The organism is Bradyrhizobium sp. LTSPM299 (genome assembly GCF_000938235.1).
Taxonomy (GTDB): Bacteria; Pseudomonadota; Alphaproteobacteria; order Rhizobiales; family Xanthobacteraceae; genus Bradyrhizobium.
Window position 1 is genome coordinate 1 of the sequence record NZ_JYMU01000100.1, and the last position, 17,350, is coordinate 17,350.

The following is a 17,350-nucleotide window of genomic DNA, read 5'->3' on the forward strand; positions in this document are numbered from 1 at the left end:
CCAGCGAGAGGAGGGCGATCCACGTCACTGTCGCGAGTGACCTCGACAAGATGTTGCGCATTTTTCATCGTCCATTTGGCCAACGAAGCCGCCGCGCCGAGTATGTTGGCGCGACGACTTCGCCATGGTGGACCCAGACAGGGGGACAATTGTCCGATGCAGGCAACCGTAGTTGTCGAAGCGCGACATGCAACTGAAGTCGCTAATTAAGCTTGATACTGCGCTTGGCGGTTAATTCTGGAACCGAGGAGCGGCTGCGATCGGAACGATCGCCGTTTGGCGCTGCTCTTGCATGGCCCCTCAAGCCCATCGACCCGGACCGGGTCTGTTTCAGCCTGAGGCAACCGTTATGAGCCAAGCGTTCCACTCTGAAATTACCGGGTCAGTGCAGCTACAGGCGCTACTTGCAGACCTCAACTGGAGAGTTCAACTCATAAGTTCTGATATCGCGGAAGAGGAGCAATTATCCTCAAACCTCGATGAGGTCGGCGCTTTCTGCTCGACGCTAACGGAGCATTTGAGATCGCGTCGCGACAATCTCACACGAACGATCTCTATGTTGGAGAGGCAGTTGGCGGCGATCGATCCCTGGGCACGCGCGGCGTAATCAACATCGGTTTACGAAGATTTGGCGGAAGCCCCAATGGATAAATTGGACGCGGTACGCACTTACAACGGCCGCGCTGCAGTGTTCCCGCGATTTGGGGCGCCCGGATATGTTGTGATCGCCGCCCTAGGCGGCGAAGTAACTATCGAGCATGAAGCATGGATGCAGTTGCCGCTGTGGCGGCCAACGCCGGTCGACGCGCGACGTCAGGTCGTTGACCTTGGTCAGTTGGACCTGAGGGAAGTAGTGCTTAGCGATCAGGAGAAAGCAAAGCACGCCGCTAGTGACGGCGGCGACGGTGACACCGTTCCAGAAACTGTAGAGCGTGCCGACCAAAACCGTGGATCGAGCTTTTTCGGTTTTCGAGACATTCGCTAGTTCGTCCTACGACGCTTCGGAGCGAAGCATCACTACCTTAGATGACTTCGATGACCGCGTTCGTAACCACTGGCCTCCCGCGCGGGCCGACACCATCGAGATCGAAGCCCTCGCTAACCGCCGGTTGGCCGACGAATACGCCGCCGCGCAGGAACGGGCGAAGTGGCAACGCGCCAGAACACACCAAGGTCGTCCGACCATATTTCGGGCAGAAAATGGTTGCCACGCTCGCGGCGCTTGGGATTTCCGGCAGCGAGAGTTACCAAGCCCGCCAGATCAGGGACACGGAAAAGCGCGACCCGGACATTGTTCGATGTACCGTCGATGCTCGCGGTCGAAGGTGGTCGCGTCAATTAAACGAGAGCCATTCGATGTCGCAGTCAGCACTGCAGCGATTGCAGTGGGCGGGCTGCCCAAATGTGCTGGTAAGCTGCCAATCCTGTGCTTCGTTGCTCCATTGGATGGTTGCGTTACAGACGATATCGTCCGAACCGCACGCCGAACAGACGGGCGTTGAACGCGCGGTCAGTCCCTCCTGCCGGCTAGGGACTTCTGCAAGCAAGTTGAACGGATTGATCAGCATCGTTCGCCGCATACTGTTTCCCACCTTCTTTGATTTTGCGGCGAGTTTACATCAACTGCGCTCTTCCGAAAGTCTCACTGTTCGTTGTGCAGTGCGCTGCTCCACGATTATCGCTTTCGCCCGCGCTGGATCGGCACTGGGCGGGCGTCAGCCGGCATCGCAACGTGCGCGTCAAGTTCGGCGCCCTTATCCAGCGGCGTCCCGGCAACGCTTACTTTTAAGACCGAAATGAAACCGGGAGCGGCGCGAGCCTTTCCCAGAAGCCGGAGCTGGCATCGAAGTGCAAATCGTCAATCCCTAGCGGGTCGGCGAATAGCGGTCCTACAGTGGCTCGGGGTGTGGAAACGCCGAGCAACACCTGAGCGGCGCGATCTCCTACATCCAAGACCCACTCGTTCTTGGCGATGCCGCAAATTATGTTCGCGCGCGCGACCGCTGGTGGCAATTAGCTCGGGGTCTATTTTTCAAACCGAATGACAAGCTTGGGTTTGAGAGACACTGCGAAAGCTCGGCTCTTTCGGACGACATCTAGCGCCGCCGCGGAGTTTCGCTGCGCCGCGGAACGACATTTCCTTGCGATCAATCTGAAGGCGTGTATGGCTGGTGCAGCAGGGGCCGAGGATACCATCATGGCCTTCACCATCCACGCCTCAAGAGATAGTGATTTTGTGCAGACCCTTCGGCTCGACCCGCATGCGGCCGCGCAGAAAGCTCGTGCTCTTTTGCGGGCGGGATGGGATGTACACGTAACCGATCAGGCCGGCCAGAGATATTGGTTCGACGCTTCGGACGGCCTTGTGCCTTTGAAGATCGATGACCCGATTTGGTGATTGCGGCTGCTCACTATCTCATATTTGGGAATCGATAGAAGGCGTCCCCCGATAGCCGGCGCCATTGGATGGCGGGCTAGCCAAAGCGCGGATACAGCCCCTCGTGCCTTTCCACGAAGTTTCGTGTCGCCAGAGGCAGATCGCGCTTTTGCAAATCGCACCGCCGGCGCAGTTCTTCTGCGATGTCCGCGGAGGCATCCTGAGACCAGCCCTTCGCCGGCGAAAAGGCGAAGACACAGGTCGGATTGACGTATCGACCTTCCAGCAAGGCTTGAATGATTGTCTCTCGATCGGATGGTTCGGCACTGGTCTCAGGATATGCGGGGCCATTGCGACCAAAATCATCGACGACCATGTAGACGGTCAGATCTTGACCGCCGGGCAGGATCACGGGGGTCCAATTAGATTTACGCATGCGTGCAGCATCTCAGCGCAACCGAACTACTAAGGTTAACTCTGCGACCATCCGATCGTTCCCGGCGGAGACTTGCGGAGCGGCCATGGGCCGGGGCACGCCATCGTCCCGAAGACCGTCTCTCAACGCCACCGAACGAGGCGCGCTCGGGCCGACCAACTGATGGTGACGGATCGATCGGCCTGATCTATCCTCGTTCCTTTCTTATCATCGATTTTGAGGCGAACATCATGGAACCGTTTGGTTCGGACCCGCCGGCGGCGCGAGAAGCAAACGCTTTGGATACCACAGGCAGTCTGTTTGACCCTGTCGCTCTTCTTCATGCGCTGGACCAACGTGTACCGGGATATTACGCCGACGTCGATCGGGGCCTACTGGTTTATCCAGCCTGCAAGCGATCGGTGGGCGACGTCCAAGCCGACGTTCGTTCGATTTGGGAGCACACGCGAATTGAAGCGGCGCGCTATATTATGGCGGTTCCGCAGCGAGACTTTGCTCTGCTTACGCACCCAGAGAGACAAGCCGAAATGTTCGATGTCTTCCTGCGGCAAAAGCTGCATGAGGATACGGTTGTTGAGTTCACAGAAGTGCCGACGGCTGATCTGACGATCGCAATCGTTGCTGGCCTAAATTGGTTGAACCAGTGCGCATACTCGGCCGGTGTCGATCCCTCGAAATGCACTGGCACGTTGCGCAACTTCAGAAAGGTTGCGGTTGTCGCGCGTCAATGGTGGTCGCTGGAGGGCTCGGGAGATCGCTGCCACAAGATGCTCACCGAGGGTGGTCGGCCGCCGCTGATGCTCTATCTTGTTTGGTCGGAATATACTCGGCTATCAAAAGAAGTGGCCGTGGCAGCAACCTACGGCTCTTCGCTCGAACGGGCTGCTGAGGCTGCGCGAGATCGTTTTGTTAAAGAGCTGCCCGAGCGGCCAGACGAAATGAGGGCTGCCCTTGCCGCTTCGGCAGAGACTTTCGCTCGCCTTCATTTAGCCGTTGAGCCCGCGGAACTGCCGCTATAGTCGGGGTGACGCGGCAACGTTATAAATTAGCGGTAACGACCTGTAGCCCGCCTTCGTTAATCAGCCATTCGTCCCGCGTTCATTAGCCACCCATGGACGGCCTGCCACTTGTCTTCGGCGGTATGTCGCCGGCGAGCGTCAAAGCGACGCTTAGAGGCAGTGAAAGTTCCTAACTTTCGAGTATCCCGCGAGCCAAGCGCGTGCGGCCAACGCGCCAAGTTGGAACTGCCCTTCGTGCGGGAACGTTCGTTTGCTGGGTCAGCAAATGTTGCTGGGTGATTGATGGTGGGACTTCGTCGCGACGGCCGGCCTGGGTTCCGATACCACCTGAAGGTCCATTCCTTCCGTACGTTTACCGCCATCCTCGCGTGGGTTCTGATGGTCGTCGCCTTTTACGAAAAACCGGAATTGCTGACCGGCGGGCAGCGATCTCTCCAGCGCGGCATTGAAGCTGTCGGCGATGCCATCCCGCCGCCTTGGGGACCAAGGATCGAATTTGTCTTCCGAGAGATCGGCGGCTTGATCTGGCTCCAAATCACCCCAGTCGCACTCGCCCTCCGTGTCGGGCTTTCAACGATCGCGGAACTTTGCCGGTTGGCCGCGCGTCGGGGCCGGGCGCTTTACCGCGATCCCCCGGGGTAAAGACCCACACCCATGGAACTTTGTGACGCAAGGGTTCTCGACGTCGAGCCGGCTGCGACGATGGTAGCCATCGCCTGGATTGCCAGACGGCGTTATTTTCGATCGCAAGAGAGGGCATGGGGATGTCTGACGTCCAGAACGGCTTGTATTCGATCCGGATCACGATGGGAGACGGATCGGGCGCCCATGCCAGCGGGGTCATACTTCTTCTCGCCGGTCGCATCCTGGGCGGCGACAGCAACTTCTATTACTCTGGCTCGTACACGTTCAAGAATGGGAAGTGGCGCGGCGAATTGACGACGAGCCAACACGCCGATGCGATCGGCGTCCGTTTCCTTTTCGGTGGACGTGAGGTGACGTGCGGCTTCACGGGCACTTATAGCGATGAGGCGGCAATCGTCGATGGAACGGCGCTTGTCGGCAAAAAGAGCGTGCCATTTAGGGCAACGCTCAATCTGAAAGTTGTATTTGATTGAGCGCGTTGGCGCTTAGCCGCCATCGGAAGGCAGCCATGCAACTGTGATGAGTTTCAAGAAAAAAGGTAGGGCGCGGCCCGGCGCTGGCGCGATCCGCTGGTGGCGCTGGCTGAACATTCAGCGCGACAGCAGCGTGACGATTAAGGGGAGCCAGAGGAGCATCGGGAACGCCAACACGCAAATTAACGTCCCCACGCCGACCAAAACCGTCCAGCCGCGGATCAGATAGCCACTGCCATCGCTTCGCGGTGCGGGGCGCTGTCCAATCATCTTCCGAAAGTGAAGGGGCTTGGCGAAGTCGCCAACTTGCAACATCAAGGCTTGCCACGAGCCACAATGCGTGGGTGCATAGGAACGTCCAGATGCCCCCGAAGCCAGCCAGCGGAACGGTTATCCATGCGCTGAACCCCTGCGCGATCAGAACCGTAGCGAGGGCTGCGACAGCAGCACAGTAGCCGAGGCTAGACCATTTCATTGATGTGATTTTCCGATCCGACCGCGCAGGAATTCGGCAGCATCCTTCACGGCAGAAAGGACGTCGAGAGCTCGATCGCCGGCCAGCGTAACGCCGCCGTCAGGATCGGCCCAGATGGAAAAGTCCCATACCCGCCGGGTTCGCCCGCGATGTATTCCTCCCACACGATCGACAGCGTCACGTGCTTGCGTTTGAGTTCGCGATGCACCGCAGCCCAGTCCGGCTCGGCCTGCCGGCGATGGCCCCGCCGGGTGCCGGGACCGGCTCCCGCGCTGGCGAACAGCCGGGCCTCCAGCTCAGTGTCGGTGATGTCGTCGGGCAACGGCCAGGTCAGCCCCGATGCCTCGAACCGGCGGATCGTCAGCCGCACCGTCGAAGGGGCCGTTCCCACCCGCCGCGCAATCTCGCGGGTCGGCATCCCGGCCGACTTCAATCTGATCACATCGCGCACATGGCGCATCGCAAGCCTCTCCGTCGGCATCCAGGTCCCCCTTCGCAAAGTCGAAAGGCGGGACCGTATCGGAGCCAGAAGAGGCCTCGTCACCCCGGGCGACATCATCCCGGAATGGTGGGCGAGATCGAGCGGAATCAGCAGTGGAGACTGGTTTCGCGAGACTGCATCCGCCACCAAGCATTCTCAATGACTTGAGAGATTGGACCCCCCGACGAGGTGGCCGTTTTGCAGGTCATTTTACAGTTTTGTTCGCGCTTCGAGCTTCAGCACGGCGGCCTTGGCAAGCTGAATATCGCGGCCGAGTCAATGCGTATCCAGTATAGCTTCGACGTCGTGAAGACTGTGCCGGCCGGGGTGGCCACCCGCACGATCGCGCCGGCCCCGCCAGCAGTATCGCTAGTCCCAAGAGCTACGCCGCCGGGCTTGAAATACGCTGTCCTGGCGGCTCCCTGCTTCAGACTGGCCTGAACCTCCCCAGCGCCTGACTAACAGCACGGTACGTGCCAGCATCGCGTGGCCTCCAGTCCCACATCTCAAAAGTTCCGGCCCCAGTCTCTGGGAAAGACTGAGGCCGGTGGGGTTGGGAAGGTGGGCCCGGGGCTTTGGCACCCCATGCGGAAAAGTGAACCTCAAGAGTGCCGCCAGCGCGAGCCGAAACGTCGGGCAAATTCACCAGGGCGCCGTGTGCGGACGACCTGCGGCAAAATACAGGTCGCAGTTCAGACCGCACCAGCGGTCTCGCAAGAGTAATGGCGGGGCATTGTTCCACAATGTGCTCAGGTGACAGAAGCGACGTCACGATCGATGCCTGAGGCTTCGTGCGAATTTCGTAGAGGTGTCGCGCTTCTCTGGCTTAGCCATGAATGAAGGTCGCCGACGCAGTAGACCAGCACCGTCTTAAAGCCGGCGTCACGATCGACGGGGCCGGACCGCCGCCAATGCTAACATCGGTTGCGTGGGAAGTTATTTCGCAATGCGGATCGCCGGGGCGGATGCGATGCTCATGTTTCGCTTAACAAGACAGGCGCCGCCAGCGCGGCGTATGTCGCTGCAAAGACGATCGGCTTCGCGGTGGGCGTCGGTGCCGATCCGAACCTGGTAGAACGTACTGCTACCGGGACTCCGGAACAGCAAGGGCTGCAAGCTCGGGTCGTCTTGATAGCGGATGACCGCGCTCAAACCCTTCAGTGCGCGTGCATACATCACGAGCGCGTTGTCGCGGTTGAAGCCTGCGGCAACCTGCACGCCCCAGCGCTTGGCGGCGGCGAACGTCACGCGGCGTTCAAGCTGAGTGATGAAGGGATTGGGCGCCCGCGTCAACAAGGTGACCAGATCGCTGCAGTTCGAGGTCTGTGTGCGCTCGGGCATCTTGCCGTTGCGACCGGCGGTGGCCCAGTCATCGACGCTCGAGGCTGTGATCGCGAATACGTAGTTGCGCGTCTCCTGCGGCAAATAGCGGGAGCCGGCCAGCCACTCCTGGACCCGCTTTGGTCCGGCGTTATAGGCGGCTGCGGCCAGGCCGAGATTGCCGAACTGGTCGCGCAGTTCACTCAGGAACTCGGCCGACTTTGGCAGCGCCTGCACGGGACTGAAGGGGTCGAGCAGCCCGCGCTCATTCGCGGTGCCCGGCATGAACTGCGCGATGCCCTGCGCTCGCTGTCCGTTTCGCGTCATCGGCCCGACCGCATCGGATTGAAAACGGCTTTCCTGCCAGATCACGCGGGCGAAGAATTCGAGCGGCAGGTTTGAGGCTCTCGCCGCCGACTCGATCAGCAAGCACATCGTCTCGCGGGTGTCGCTTCCGCGCGCGGCATCGTCAGGCTTTTGCTGAGGGATAGACGGTTTCTCAACGCTTGGTTGCGTGACGTCGGTCTGAGCTGGTACCGCGTCCTGCGCGTACGTCGGCGCCCCAGCCGAAAGGAGGATCATGCACACGACACGCACGGTGGCCCACGGAACGGGGAATATTTTCACCGCCTTATCTCGTTCTCGTTGTTCTCCATGACATTCCCATGGACTGTCGGGCTATTCCTACAGTGACCTCGATGTTGGTGTGACACACAACGCGGAGGTGCCCAAATCTTTGGCGGAAGAAGCCACGCAGCTTTTCCGTATTTGAACTGAACAAGAGAACATCCATCGGCGAGCCCATGGCAGCCCGTCCGAGTGCGATCAGCCGACCCGTCGTGGTCGCGCCAATCGCCGATAGGCTGTTGCAAAGGCCGCTCTTTGGCTTTGTGCAAGCTGACCGGCGTTGAGACGACGACGCCGGAAGGTGTGCACGCATCGAGATCTAGCGTGCGGCGCCCCGCGACAGGATTCGTTGGCATGTAGTTACGTTATGCCAGTGCCGACCGCTCCATACGGGTCGGCGGCAGCACCCGCCAACGCACCTGTAATACCCATAGGGCACAATGAGAGGAGCAGGCGGGTAGTCGCCGTCATAATAGGGGTAATCACCGTGATAGAAAGGGAATGATCCCAAAAAGCCTTCACCGAACCCCTCGGCAGCGTATGTCGATTGAGCGGAACATGCCATCAGGAGCGATAAAGCAACGATGGAGAACAAAGCGCGAACCAACATCAGGGCCACCCTTCAGAAAGGACAAGAATGGTTGAGGGTAACACTCCAAGTTAGCGCCGCAAGGCAGGAACGGAGATTTCTGCACGCCCTCGGTTGACCCCCGGATCGAGCGCTGCTGTCTCGTCGCCAGAGCTCCGCTCGGCCCAGCGGCCTTGTTCTAACGAGAGCGCCACGACGGCCGCGCGATGTGCCGCGGGGTTGGTTCGGTGCCGTGCATTGGGAGCTTACTTTCCATCGCCCTCAGGATTCCCATGCGTGCAAACAGCATCGGTCCGCGGTCCTCGGCGGCATCAATAAGCATCATTATTGCGAACCGCCATTCTGGACGATCGCGCTGCAACTTTGGGAGGGTTATGATGAATTTCGCTGCGTCGTGGAGTGTTCGCGCCAACGAGCGGTTTGGCAAAAGAATGGGCTGATCAAATGGACGATCCCAAGACATGAAGCAAACCCGAATTAAGCCGGGAACTCGACAAGTGAAAATGAAGTTCGCTTACGCGTTCAACGCAGCGGATGCGCGATAGTGCCAAGATTAATTATCACCTTAACACTTAGTTCGCTTACACGACGTTGTTATGATCTCCATCCGTCACCCTCGACACCGAAGTCGAAATGACCGCGATCCGGGCGGGAGTTCAACTACACGCTCAGCCGACAAGGACATTTCGGCCCCGCCCGGCGGGGCCTGGCTTGAAGCGGCAATGTCACGCGATAACCTCCAGTCCCGCTTGCGTGAGTGTGGGTAAGTCGCCCTGCATTTCGATCAAACCGAATGCGATCAATGTTTGTAAATCATCATGACTGACCGGCGTTAGCTTCAATCGCTTTCCCAGAATATCTCTCAGCGCCCAGCGGAGCGCTATGGCGCTTTCGCGATCAGCATGTGCGGTCCGGTAATCCGTCTGTTTGATCGCCGTTAGAAGCGCCGGTTCCGGCATTCCGCTTTGAATTTCAGGAGAAGATGGCCGAGCCATCCGGGTGACGGGTTGCAAGTCCGGTAATTTCGGTGCCGGCCCGGCGGGGGCGTCATACCGTGCTCCGGCGATCTGTATGCTCGTCAACAAGATGTTGGTGGGAGAGCTGATGACTCGGGCGGGTCGCTCTTCCGCATGAGTGGACGTTACAACCTGTGCGGAAGCTGGCGACGCGGTTTCTGCCGTTCCAATTGCGGCGATGGCCTGATCATGAGGGGGGGCTTCGCCAGCCCGCCAAGCTCCGCCGACCTCGCTCTCAAGGGTAGCGGCACCATTATTAGTCTGCGCGGGCAGTTGCTCGTCGTCCTTCGCAGCCTCGCTTTCGATCATTGCCAAAAACGCATCAAGCGACGGAATAGTGTCATCCATATTCTCGGGGTCGAGGCGCTCGCTGTTCAAATGTTGCGCTTCTCGAACCGTCCAATTGATCAAATCGATGGTGGTCATGCGCACCTCGCCTGCCAATTTGCGACAAATTTAAGTAAATGTTGCCATAATTTGGCGCTGACGTAAATGATTTGGAGGCCGAGACGCCGTGCGTTCGCCCGTGGGACGGCTTAACCTCACAAATGCTTGCTCGCCTAAGGAATGGAGTTCCTTAGGCCGAGGGGCAGGGGCAATTCGGATCGAGGCCCCATATTTCTGGATCGGTCGGAATGTTTTTATCGGGTTTAATTTCGCGGCCATTGCGACTGTACGGCATGCCGAGGCGCACAGTTGGGGTGGGGTGTGGCGCGAGCAGATTAACGGGATTGAAGCAGGTTCGTAGCGATCGCGAAATTGTCCAAGCCTTTCAATAGGTAACGATTTAGCGGCTTCGGTCGCAAATTCGCAACGATAAAGCGAAACAACGCCATCTCGTTAGCGAAGCTCCAATCATGGCATTGCTAACAAAAGGGCCGATTTTGAGCTTATCGAGAATATTGATTGCGAGAACGTACTCTAACAAACGGACCGTTGTATGGAAGATCGGCAGAACGAAGACCGGCGATCGAAGCGCACGAGGGCCTACCACCCAGCAAAGATCCTGGGTCGCGACGCGACCATTCACCAATGCATCATTCACAATTTCACCAGCCTTGGTGTTTGCATTGAGCTTACTTTTGAAGCCGAGCTCCTGCCCGATAAGTTGGAACTTAGCCTGGACAACTTCCGAACGGGCTATGTCGGCAGAACGATCTGGCGCGAGGACAATGTTGCCGGTGTCGTCTTTGAACTGCCACTTCCAGAATCTCCCGAGAGCCGGCGGGCGAAGCTCAAAATCGTACGGCCTTAAAGCGCTTGCCTTGTAGGAAGGCCGCAGCCACGCGAGAGTTTCGGCCGCGATCTCGATATTGGCTGACATTATCGATGGCTACGGTGCGCGCGATCCGCGGTGCGCGAACCTATTGTTGAGCGTATCGACCGCCGTGTTCAGTGAAGCTGTTGCGTCCAGGTCACGAGCATCGAGCGGCCCCAAGCGTCTGCGCCGCTCGATGCTCAGTAAGCGTTGCGCTTTCGCATGACTTCAAAGAACGTTTTGATCAAAATCTGGACGTCAAGCCAAAGGGTCCAGTTGTTAATATACCACAGATCAAGCCTCACCCGCTCGGAGATATGTTCGATCGATGGAGTTGCGCCTCTCGCGCCATTGCATTGCGCCCAACCGGTAATTCCCGGCTTAACATGATGGCGAAAGGCGTAATCGCTCAGGATATTTTCGAAGTGGTTGTCATGAGCCAAGGCGTGAGGACGCGGCCCAATGAGGGACATGTCGCCCTTCAACACGTTCATCAATTGCGGCAGCTCATCGATGCTCGCCGATCGCAGCAGCCGTCCAATGCCCGTCACTCGCGGATCGTCGCGGGTCGCCTGCGCAACGGTCGGCCCATTCTCTTGAACAGTCATCGTCCGAAATTTAAATATGACGAATTGCCTACCATTGAATCCTTTCCGGTGCTGCCGGAAAATCACCGGACCTGGGCTATCCAGTTTGATCGCGATCGCAGTGAGAGCCATGACGGGCGAAAAGAATATCACGGCCACAGCGGCCATCAGGATATCGATGGTTCGCTTGACGAAACACTGGGCTTCGCTGAGCGGTGCACTCTGGATCTCAATCGTCAATGCCCGCTGGCGCTCTGACGACGAACAATTTGTCAACGAGCGAACGTTCTTGTCCGGCAGCAATCGAGCCGCGGCGGGAAGCGCCTTGATTTGACTGCGAACGAAGTCTATGCGGCTAGTGTCGCTCCAAGGCAACGCAAGCAGGATCTCTCCGCAATTGTAGCGCCGTACAAAATCGGCGACCGAGTTAATAATGCGAGCGTCTGCCGATGCACGTTCCGATGGATTCGTTTCGCGGCTCAGCGTAAAGCTGTTGATCTCGACTGTGCCAAGAAGGGCCAACAAATCTTGCCCTTTCAACGAGTTCATTTCGTCGAACTCGCCTACAAGCACAGTATGGCGTCGCCCTATCGCCTTGCGTGAAACAGCTGCCACAAGAACGATCTTTGTCAGCTTGCGAACTCCAAGCAGGCCCATCGGCGCGAGCAAGCAGAATAGGACAAATGAGCCGCGGGAGTAGTCGGGAGCAATCTTGAGAAGGAACGCAAGCAAGACAAGCAGTAGCGCAGTCGTCGACCAAGAGAACAGTATGTCGCTGGTCTCGACACGCGGTTTTGCGCACTCTGGAAAATCGTAATAGCCCCTGCCGGCCGTTCGCAGGATATGGAGGAAGCTGGCGAGGACACCTACGGCGAAATACGGCAGGGCGCTCGGCACCGGATGGCCAACCGATAGTTGATAGCCAAATCCGCCCGCCAGGCTGGACAATAGGATGGAAAGGGCGTCGACGATCGGCAAAAGATAAGGAACCGCGTCGCCGGAAACACGTACCACGAGCCTGCGTGAGGGCTTCTCAAGTTGTCCCGCCGCATGGCCAATATCCGACTCAATCGTCAAAATACACCACCAACCGGATCATTAAATCGAAGAGAGAAAAATTAACTAACCATTAACTGCCGGGAAGATAAACTAGCGTGGAGCGCGGTGCAACATTAAATTTGAGCGGCGAAGGTCGTGATTTGGAGCCATGTCACATTGCGTTTGCTGAGTTCCTGCAGCGTTGGCATTTACCTCGGATTTAATTTCAATATTGTGGCGGTGCTGCCGGCTTCGATACTGGGGGCCGGAGCATTCTTTTTCTGGTCCTGATCGTCGGAGCGAAGCCTGCTCGACAGCGGCGGTGGTTTGTTGTTTTCGTTGATATCAGGTCAAGCGGGTTTCATTCTCGGGTTGACGACACGCGAGACGTACCAACAGATTCTTGCGAGGCTGAAAATCGGCCAATCCAGGCGCATCTAGCCAGTGCATCATCCCGGTGCGACGTCCCGAAGTGTCTCCGGCCTGAAGTGTGGGCGCGCGTCGGCTGGCTGGCCTGCGTGCAGGCCAGACTAGATTGGTCACCCTAGCCCGAACTGTAAGCATCCGGTGAGGACCGCGTAGCGGTCACTCAGGCAGCGTGATCGACGCGCTTGTTTCGGTCACGCCAGTTCCAGGGCAGAAGCTCATCCAGCCTGTGAAGAGAGTGGTCGTTGATCCGGGCGAGCACGTCGGCAAGCCAGGCCTGCGGGTCGATGTCGTTGAGCTTGGCCGTCATGATCAAGGTGGCCATGACGGCGGCCCGTTCGGCACCACGATCTGAGCCGGCGAACAGCCAGGACTTGCGGCCCAGGGCAAAGCCGCGCAGGGCTCGTTCGGCAGCGTTGTTGGTCAGGCAAATCCTGCCGTCATTGATGAAGTGAGCGAACCGATCCCATCGCTTGAGCATATAGTCGATCGGCTCGGCGACCGAGGCCGAGCGCGACAGGCGGCCCCGCTGCTCGCGCAACCAGGCTTCCAGAGCCTGCAGCAGCGGCGCGCTTTGCTCCTTGCGGATGCTCAGCCGCTCGGCAGCGGCAACGCCGTTGATGCCGCGCTCGATCCCGAACAGGGCATCAATGCGTTTGACTGCTTCCAGCGCGATCGGCGAGATCGCTCCCGCATTCTGGCCTCGCCTTGCATTGGCGGCGATGTCCGCCAGCTCGAAGAACTGCCGCCTGGCATGGGCCCAGCACAGCGCCGACGTGATCGGCCCCTCCGCGCGCGAGGGATCGTACAACTCATTGTAGCCGTTGTAGGCATCCGCCTGCAGGATGCCGCTGAAGGCTGTCAGATGCCGCACGGGATGCTCGTGCCGCCGGTCGCGCGAGGCATAATACAGCGCTGCCGGCGGGGCTCGGCCGCCAAAGGGACGGTCGTCGCGGACGTAGGTCCAGATGTGTCCCTTGATGGTCTTGCCCTTCGCCAGGATCGGCACGGCCGTGTCGTCGCCGTGCAGGCGCTCGGCACCGAGCACATGCGCCACGATCAGGGCGTGCAGCGGCTGCAGCACGCTCGTGCAGGCACCAACCAGGTCGGCCAGCGTCGATAGGCTCAGATCGATGCCTTCCCGGGCATAGCGCTCGCTCTGCCGGTTCAAGGGCTGATGCTGGCCGTACTTCTCGAACAGGATCATCGCCAGCAGGCTCGGCCCAGCGAAGCCGCGCGGCGTCACGTGGAACGGCGCCGGGGGCTGCGCGATCGTCTCGCAGGCCCGGCAGGAGAACTTCTCGCGCACGGTCTGGATCACCTTCCACTGCCGCGGAACCACCTCCAGCGTCTCGGTAATGTCCTCGCCAAGCTTCGACAGCCGGTCCGAGCCGCAGCAGGGGCAGCAGGCCGGCGCTGCCACCACGACGCGCTCGCGCGGCAGGTGGTCGGGGAACGGCTTGCGGGAAGGCCGCTTGCGCCGGAAGGACTGGACGGTCGACGATCTCGTCGCTGCCTGCTCGGCCGCCAGTTCATCCTCGGTGGCGGTTGCTTCCAGTTCCTCGAGCTGCAGCTCCATCTGCTCCAGCAGGCGTGCCGTGCGTTCGGAACGGGTGCCATAAAGCTGGCGCCGCAGCTTCTCGATCTCGAGCCTGTAGTGGCTGATCAGCGCTTCCGTGCTTGATAGATCCGCTCTCGCATTGGCGGCGTCGGCCTCGGCACTCACCGCCGCAGCCTGCGCCCTTGCCGCAAGTACCTCCGCCTCAACTCGCGCGGCGCGCTCGGCGAGGATCATCGCATGCGCAACAGCAAGATCGGTGGGGAGCGATTCAGGTGCGTCGGTCACGGTCCGATGGAATCATATCCATCAATAGCCGCAAGCAGAATCCTCACCCCATCGAGGTCGGACGCCAACTCTCCTGCGGATGGCGCCAGTCGATTCCCGACAGCAGATAGCCGAGCTGCGCCGGTGAGATCGTCACCATGCCGTCGGCCACGCTCGGCCACAGGAACCGACCACGTTCCAGCCGCTTGGTGAACAAGCAGGCGCCCTGGCCGTCATGCCAGATCACCTTCAACAGATCGCCGCGCCGACCCCGGAAGCAAAATAGATGCCCGCTCAGCGGATCGCGCTTCAGCACCTCCTGCACCAGAAGCGCCAGGCTGGCGAAGCCCTTCCGCATATCGGCATGGCCGGTGGCAAGCCACACCCGCACCCCACTCGGCAATGGGATCATCGGGCCCGTCCACCCGACAGCGCAGCCACCGCTGCCGTCAGCGTCGCGGGATCGACCGCGCCCGTGACCCGCAGTTGCACTCCGCTGGAAAACGCGATCTCGATCGTCCCACTGGTTCCGGCACGAGCCGCCAATGCCGGCGGCTCCGGCGCAATCGAGACTGCCGCAAATTGCACGTCGCTCTCCTGCCGCGGCGCCACGGCTCCCAATGAACCCGCTCGGGCCTGCCGCCGCCAAACCGTCAGCAAATTGGGATGCACATCATGCCGGCGTGCCACATCGACGACGCTCGCCGAAGGGGTCTGGCTTTCCTCAACGATCCGAAGCTTCTCGATCGTCGACCATCGTCGCCGTCGCTCCGGCCCCGACAGAATCGAAACCTTGCTCACGTTTGCTCATTTGCTTGCAAATCAATCAGCAAACTATCGCGGGCAAGGCTGCCGCCCGGAAGGCGGTCCTCGCCGGAGGGTTACCCCGAACTAGCCTAGTTGTCAGTAACGTCGCCTTCGAGATCGAGGGTTACATTCATGGGCGTAGATCTCAGTTTGATGTGTTGTGGCGACATCTGGCGCCGGCGTGGGCGAAGTCCGGGAGGAAGGCGTGCTGGTGGTTCACACGGCCCGTTGCCCCCAGAGTAACGAGGATTTCCGCGGTAACTTGGAATCGACGCGAATTCTGTGCTGAAAACACTCGGAATCACCGTGAAGGACTATCTCGCGGTCGCAGACCCGTAGGGCATTTGCGGGATTGCGTGGAAGCTGAAGTCTTCCTTCAGGCGCTAGATCGTTCGGATAACTGCCGTAGAGGCAGGGTCGGGCAATACGTCTCATGCGGCAGTGACGCAGTCAGTTACGTTAAGTTTTACATTCGCAGGTGATCGATCTTTGGCCGCTTCACCTCGCCAAACTCCTTCGACATCTTTTTGCAGTCTAAAAACGTCTGCATACCCTTTCACCTCAATTGCGGTCTTTGATCATCAGTGGAGGCGCGGCTATTCGCGCTTTGTTGTAGCGGCCGGTGACGGCGAACTCTGGGAGTTTGGCGTGTCTGTAGTAGAACAATGTTGGTCCGGCGCTGCTGCGGAGTAACAAGGATTCCGAGGAGCGTTCGTGGAGTAACAGGGACTGGTTGGATTGGAAGGGTCACAGGGGTTATTGGGGGCTGTCGAAGAAGAGGACGGATTGGTTGGGATGGTCGAAGAGGCGGAAGAGTTCGTAGGGGTCGTTTGTCCCATCGCGCAGTCGGTAAATAACGCAAGCGCGGCGGCTGCCGCGAAAACTGCGGGCATTTTCGTTCGTTTGTCGCGACGAGTCCCGAGTGCTCGGGTGATGCTACGGAGCCGGATTTCGCTGACGTTCACGGCGATACGCCTTCCTAGATTCGCGTCGGACCAAACGCACAACGTTGCTATGGTGCGTCGGGGCCGAGAACTTAGCTCAATACGCTGAGCCTCGCCACTTGGCGGAGCATCACCAATGAAAGTCAGGTGCGTCGGTGCGCGTGGAGGGCGTCAACTTCGCTATTGGGGCTCATTTTGGAACTCATTCAAGGTGAGTCTTGATGCTATGAAAAACGTGTCAAACAAATAACTAGAGCCTCGGTCCGATTTCATCGGATCGAGGCTCTAGCGGTAACCTAGGTGTCAAAAGACGACGGTCGGACCTCGATCCACGAGCCGAACAATCTGATGATCAGGTCGCTGCCACGTGTCCAACATCGAGGTGCGCGCCGGACGTATGCTTCTTCCTGCGCATCACAAAAAATACACCGACGATGGCAGCTAAAAACATCGGCAGGGAGGCCGGAAGAGGAGTCTGCGCTACTTTTAACGCGATCTTGACGCCGGGGTCATAGTCCGAGATGGGATTGCTGACCGAAAGATAGAGCTGAGTGCCGACGGAATAGATATTACCGACGTCTTTGCTGCCGAAGTTGAAAAGTACTCCATTATTGTCGAACGGAATACTGCCCGCATACAACACATCGTTGTAGAGCCATTGTAGGCCCGTCAACGGATCAGTATACGTCCCTTGGGCATTTGGAGTTCCGGGCTGCGTATCGAGTGCGGTGATCGCTCCAGTGCTGCTTGACGAGGGGCCGACGATTGAACCGGTAATATTTGTGATGTCGTAACCGCCGGCAACCAATTGCGAATTGACGAAAATGTCGCCACTCCCGCTGAAGCCAGCTCCAGTGAACTGGAAGGCGTATTCAACAGTGGACGCTTTTGCTGGTACGGCTAGACAAAGAACCAGCCCAAAGAGTGTGATGCCTAACTTCCTCATACCCTAACTCCCATTCTTCCTAACCGCCTGATTACCATAACCAAACCCGCGTTGACTAGTT

The 17,350-nt window shown here is 59.0% G+C and carries 14 protein-coding genes and 1 pseudogene; 5 read left to right on the plus strand and 10 right to left on the minus strand.

The genetic code is table 11. The features are described from left to right. Positions 1 to 643 precede the first annotated feature (643 nt). The gene (locus tag UP10_RS45030; protein WP_156180788.1) at positions 644 to 985 is read left to right on the plus strand and encodes a hypothetical protein; all 342 of its coding nucleotides are present in this window, start codon (positions 644 to 646) and stop codon (positions 983 to 985) included. Between the two features lie 1,212 nt (positions 986 to 2,197). After that, positions 2,198 to 2,398: a hypothetical protein gene (locus tag UP10_RS45035; RefSeq protein WP_156180790.1), complete on the plus strand. Its 201-nt coding sequence runs from the start codon at positions 2,198 to 2,200 to the stop codon at positions 2,396 to 2,398. A gap of 76 nt (positions 2,399 to 2,474) precedes the next feature. On the opposite strand, the gene UP10_RS41635 is transcribed toward UP10_RS45035, so the two are convergent. After that, positions 2,475 to 2,813 carry a hypothetical protein gene (locus UP10_RS41635; RefSeq protein WP_044592962.1) on the minus strand — a complete coding sequence of 113 codons (339 nt, stop codon included), beginning with the start codon at positions 2,811 to 2,813 and terminating at the stop codon, positions 2,475 to 2,477. 230 nt (positions 2,814 to 3,043) lie between these two features. Between UP10_RS41635 and UP10_RS41640 the strand changes: the two genes are divergently transcribed. The 3 genes from UP10_RS41640 (at position 3,044) to UP10_RS41650 (ending at position 4,950) form a co-directional block, all read left to right on the plus strand. Then, complete coding sequence (locus tag UP10_RS41640) at positions 3,044 to 3,832, plus strand: hypothetical protein (RefSeq protein WP_063775443.1); 789 nt, start codon at positions 3,044 to 3,046, stop codon at positions 3,830 to 3,832. Positions 3,833 to 4,114: 282 nt separating this feature from the next. After that, complete coding sequence (locus tag UP10_RS41645) at positions 4,115 to 4,474, plus strand: hypothetical protein (protein WP_044592963.1); 360 nt, start codon at positions 4,115 to 4,117, stop codon at positions 4,472 to 4,474. Positions 4,475 to 4,596: 122 nt separating this feature from the next. Then, positions 4,597 to 4,950, plus strand: a complete 354-nt coding sequence (locus UP10_RS41650; protein WP_044592998.1) for a hypothetical protein — start codon at positions 4,597 to 4,599, stop codon at positions 4,948 to 4,950. A 602-nt stretch (positions 4,951 to 5,552) separates the two neighbouring features. On the opposite strand, the pseudogene UP10_RS41660 reads toward UP10_RS41650, so the two are convergent. The 9 genes and pseudogenes from UP10_RS41660 to UP10_RS41705 all read right to left on the minus strand — a co-directional run. Further along, positions 5,553 to 5,885, minus strand: a pseudogene (locus UP10_RS41660) (helix-turn-helix domain-containing protein); the annotation flags it as partial. A gap of 957 nt (positions 5,886 to 6,842) precedes the next feature. Next, the gene (locus UP10_RS41670) at positions 6,843 to 7,808 is read right to left on the minus strand and encodes a lytic transglycosylase domain-containing protein (protein WP_044592967.1); all 966 of its coding nucleotides are present in this window, start codon (positions 7,806 to 7,808) and stop codon (positions 6,843 to 6,845) included. A 1,359-nt stretch (positions 7,809 to 9,167) separates the two neighbouring features. Further along, on the minus strand, positions 9,168 to 9,884 hold the full coding sequence (locus UP10_RS46580; RefSeq protein ID WP_349644008.1) for a hypothetical protein: 717 nt from the start codon (positions 9,882 to 9,884) through the stop codon (positions 9,168 to 9,170). A gap of 361 nt (positions 9,885 to 10,245) precedes the next feature. Further along, a complete protein-coding gene (locus UP10_RS41680; RefSeq protein WP_044592968.1) occupies positions 10,246 to 10,782 on the minus strand; it encodes a hypothetical protein in 537 nt (178 codons plus the stop codon). 134 nt (positions 10,783 to 10,916) lie between these two features. Then, positions 10,917 to 12,380 carry an undecaprenyl-phosphate glucose phosphotransferase gene (locus UP10_RS41685; RefSeq protein WP_245322231.1) on the minus strand — a complete coding sequence of 488 codons (1,464 nt, stop codon included), beginning with the start codon at positions 12,378 to 12,380 and terminating at the stop codon, positions 10,917 to 10,919. A gap of 550 nt (positions 12,381 to 12,930) precedes the next feature. Beyond that, positions 12,931 to 14,562: an IS66 family transposase gene (gene tnpC / locus UP10_RS41690; protein ID WP_156180809.1), complete on the minus strand. Its 1,632-nt coding sequence runs from the start codon at positions 14,560 to 14,562 to the stop codon at positions 12,931 to 12,933. A 94-nt stretch (positions 14,563 to 14,656) separates the two neighbouring features. Beyond that, positions 14,657 to 15,004 (minus strand): IS66 family insertion sequence element accessory protein TnpB, encoded by a 348-nt coding sequence (tnpB, locus tag UP10_RS41695; RefSeq protein ID WP_044592970.1) that lies wholly within the window; start codon positions 15,002 to 15,004, stop codon positions 14,657 to 14,659. After that, on the minus strand, positions 15,001 to 15,393 hold the full coding sequence (gene tnpA / locus UP10_RS46450) for an IS66-like element accessory protein TnpA (RefSeq protein WP_044592971.1): 393 nt from the start codon (positions 15,391 to 15,393) through the stop codon (positions 15,001 to 15,003). The genes tnpB and tnpA overlap by 4 nt, the downstream gene beginning before the upstream one ends. A 1,302-nt stretch (positions 15,394 to 16,695) precedes the next feature. Then, positions 16,696 to 17,289 carry a hypothetical protein gene (locus tag UP10_RS41705; protein ID WP_044592972.1) on the minus strand — a complete coding sequence of 198 codons (594 nt, stop codon included), beginning with the start codon at positions 17,287 to 17,289 and terminating at the stop codon, positions 16,696 to 16,698. Positions 17,290 to 17,350 lie beyond the last annotated feature (61 nt).